This window comes from Chamaesiphon polymorphus CCALA 037 (assembly GCF_003003845.1).
Lineage (GTDB): Bacteria > Cyanobacteriota > Cyanobacteriia > Cyanobacteriales > Chamaesiphonaceae > Chamaesiphon > Chamaesiphon polymorphus.
The window spans coordinates 1-3,655 of the sequence record NZ_PVWO01000547.1 but is presented as its reverse complement, the minus strand read 5'-3'; the positions used below and the strand labels follow the sequence as shown (position 1 = coordinate 3,655).

The window sequence follows — 3,655 nt, the reverse complement described above, 5'->3', positions numbered from 1 at the left end:
AAGTGCTAAAACTGTTCACTGTTCACTGTTCACTGTTCACTAAAAACTAGTAACTCTGTTTTGGTGCAAGATGTGAGCAACCCAGTTATCAACTATCAACGATCGACGATCGACTAATTTAACTGACTTCGCGTTCGACGATCGCTTCGGAAACTGTTTCTAGCACAGAAAGCGGGAGAACTGGAATCGAAATTTCACCCTTGGTGAGTCGATCGAACATCGTTTGTTCTTCAACCGATCCAATTACCAAGCAACTATCGCCTAGTTGGAAGGTGGTACCGCCATTCGGATAATTAATCTGAGTACCATCTTCGCGCTGAATGGCGACGATCGTCGCTCCAGTCAAGGTGCGAATATTGGCACTGGCGATCGAATTACCCATTAATGGTGAAGTCAGCGAGAGCCGATACCAGCGACGATTCATCCCCAAGGTAGCTGCTTGAATATTTTGAGACATTTCACCGATGGTGCCTTCGGGACGCAATTCCATATAGTGAGAATTCCGAATTGCCTTGACTTGACGTTGAATTTGCACTGTCGGCAACCCGATTTTGACCAGTAGATGGGATGCCATCTCTAGGCTAGCTTCAAATTCTGGCTGCACGACCTCGCTACCGCCTAACTGATAGAGTAATTCGATGTCTTGATATTGATGCGCGCGCACGACGATATCTAGCTCTGGCGAAATCTCTAGCGCGTGTTTGAGACACAGCCGCGTGCTCATCGCATCGGGGAGGGCAATTACCATCGCCCGCGCTCGATCGAGTCCCGCTCTAGTCAGCACGGGAATACTCACGGCATTACCATAAATATAAGGCGTTCCACTCTCTCGCAATTTTTGAATTGCCGACTCAGATTGGTCTACTACTACTACAGGCACATTTTGTTCGGCCAATAGTGTAGCCAAATTTTGCCCAGTGCGCCCGTAACCGCAAATGACGATCGGGGGTTCGAGCGGTACGTGTTCCGATACTTCCAAGGGCGGTTCTCCTGGCTGAAACCAGCGATCGAGTGCGGGGACGCTCTCGATCCAATTAAAGAGACTGGGAATCAGTTTGAGGATAAATGGCGTGACTACCAAAGTTACCGCCGTCGTCCCCAACAACAGTAAATACACCCGCCGGGACACCAATCCCAATTTTTGCCCCTCGCTAGCTAGGACGAACGAAAATTCCCCAATTTGCGCCAAGCCCAATCCGGCAATCAAAGCTGTTTGCAACGGATAGCCAAACAGCCGCACCAACGGCGTAATAATGGCAAACTTACCGATAAAGACGATCGAGACTAGCCCCAAAATCAGATCCAGATTGTCCCACAGAAAGCGCGGATCGATCAGCATCCCGATCGCCGCAAAAAACAACGCCGCAAAGACGTCCCTAATCGGCTCCACGTAAGCTAAAGTCTGATCGGCATACTCTGCCTCAGAAATCATCAAACCAGCGACGAAAGCCCCCATTTCGATGGACAAACCCAAATGTTCGGTAATCAGTGCAATTCCCAAGCACAAAGTTACGATCCCCAAGAGAAATAATTCTCGGCTCTCTGTACTAGCCAGTAACCGCAACAACCGAGGTACTACCCAAATTCCCGTAATTGTCGCGCCGATCGCAAATAAACCGATTTTAATCGCTGCATATAATACCGCCATCCCGATCTCTGCTGGCGGTCGATCTAGAGCTGGTAATACCGCTAGCATAAAGCCCAACGCCAAATCCTGGACGACCAAAATTCCCAACATCACCTGTCCGTGCGGCGTGGCGGTTTCATTGGACTCCATCAAAGATTTGAGCACCACCGCCGTCGAAGACAGTGACAAGATCGCTCCTAAAAATACGCCTTGCTGAGGAGTCGAAACCCAGCCCACACTCACCGAAATGACGGTTGTGACCAAAATAGTCAGCAGAATCTGCAAACCGCCACCGCCCAAACTGATTTTCTGAACCTTTTTTAGCTCGGCAAATGAAAACTCCACGCCCAAGGCAAATAATAAAAAAGCCGCCCCAAACTGAGCTAAAGTCTCGACCGGAACCAACTCTTTAATCAGTCCCAGTCCCGTCGGCCCGACAATCGCCCCACCGACGATATAACCCAATAGTGCGGGTTGTTTGGCCAATCCCGCAATAATCCCGCCCACAGCCGACGACGCGAGGATGGATACCAAATCGACGATTAGACGAAAATCTTCTAACACTAGATTTTTATAAATTATGAGATATTTTAAATTAACTTAACGTAAGTTAACTCTCAGGATACCGAGTTTTTAGGGTAGATGGAAACAGCAATCGGGCGGATAATTGCCCATGTTTGTTGCCACTACAAGGCTAGAGCCAAATTGACGATCGGGCGAGAATCTACTTAAATGCGAGATTTTTGGCTGGATGAAGTTTTTTAATTAACTTAATGTAAGTTAACTCCTAGGATACCGAGTTTTGCCTCATCTGTGGGAACAGATCGTCAGTTACTGGAGACTCGCTTCTAAGTGCGGCTAATTTGTCTTCTTCAGCCCGTATAATCTCAAACATCCACGATCGTCTACCCAAAATTTTTATGTTAGATCCGATCTCGAAATTGGGGGTTACCGCCCAGAAGTTGCGATCGAATCGCGCTTTGCTCCACACTTGGCGTTGGTTTAGTCGCTTTGGTAGCGCATCGATTTTCTGGGGGGCAATTGCCTTAACGATCGTCCTATGGTCGGCAGTCAAGATCCCCGGACTCGCACTCAGCGGTCAACTCACGCCTGCTACGCCCAAACTAGGCGAGACGATCGTCGTTAATATTGCAGCGACACCAGGTAAAACCACTCCACCGACAGTTAAAGTTGGTAACAAAACTTATCCAGCATTTAACCTCGGTACCGATCGATATCGGGCGATGGTGCCCACCACGCCACTCGAACAACCAGGAGATCGCGATATTAACATTGCCGATGGCACCACCACTAGCAAACTCAAAATCGCCGTCGCCGATCGGAAATTTCCGATCCAACGCATCAACTTTACCCCTGGCAAAGCTGGCATTCAAGCCACCGCCATGGAACTAAAAAAAGTGGTGGCATTGAAAGCGATCGTCAGCCCCGAAAAGCTCTGGAGTGGCAAATTTATCGCTCCCAATCAGGGCAGGACTAGCTCACCTTACGGCGTGCGTCGCTACTACAACGGTGTATTTGCCAAGGACTATTACCATCGCGGCTTAGACTATGCCGGAGGTTACGGCTCGGCAGTGGTCGCCCCGGCTGGTGGCAAGGTAGCATTGGTAGGCTACGAGAACAAAGGTTTCCGCGTTCACGGCAATGTCGTCGGCGTCGATCACGGCCAAGGATTGGTGAGTATCTTCATGCACCTGAGCAAAATTGATGTCGAAGAAGGCCAAATGCTAGCCCCCGGCGACCCCATCGGCGCGATCGGCAATACTGGCTCCTCGACTGGCCCACACCTCCACTGGGGTCTCTATGTCAACGCCGTCTCTGTCGATCCAGTTCAATGGCGAGGAAGCGCGATCGATTGAGGTAGGTTTTAGGCTTTAGGTTTTAGGCTTTAGGTAGAGGGTAGAGGGTAGAGGGTAGAGGGTAGAGGGTAGAGGGCAAAAGCTAGATCCTTTTGGAACGCCGTTCCAATTTTACCCATTACCCATTACCCATTACCCATTACCCATTACC

Annotated in this window: 2 protein-coding genes; one reads left to right on the top strand and one right to left on the bottom strand. The window is 49.5% G+C overall.

What is annotated here, in order from left to right; all coding sequences use genetic code 11:
* Nucleotides 1–118: 118 nt before the first annotated feature.
* Entirely contained in the window at nucleotides 119–2,191 is a 2,073-nt protein-coding gene (locus tag C7B77_RS26120; protein ID WP_106311886.1) for a monovalent cation:proton antiporter family protein, read from the bottom strand.
* 356 nt (nucleotides 2,192–2,547) lie between these two features.
* On the opposite strand from C7B77_RS26120, the gene C7B77_RS26115 reads away from it, so the two are divergent.
* Nucleotides 2,548–3,504 (top strand): M23 family metallopeptidase, encoded by a 957-nt coding sequence (locus tag C7B77_RS26115; RefSeq protein WP_106311883.1) that lies wholly within the window; start codon nucleotides 2,548–2,550, stop codon nucleotides 3,502–3,504.
* The last annotated feature ends 151 nt before the right edge of the window (nucleotides 3,505–3,655 follow it).

Bases quoted from the DNA above. Each gene is read 5' to 3' on its own strand.
- C7B77_RS26115 (WP_106311883.1), top strand. From the start codon at position 2,548: ATGTTAGATCCGATCTCGAAATTGGGGGTTACCGCCCAGAAGTTGCGA.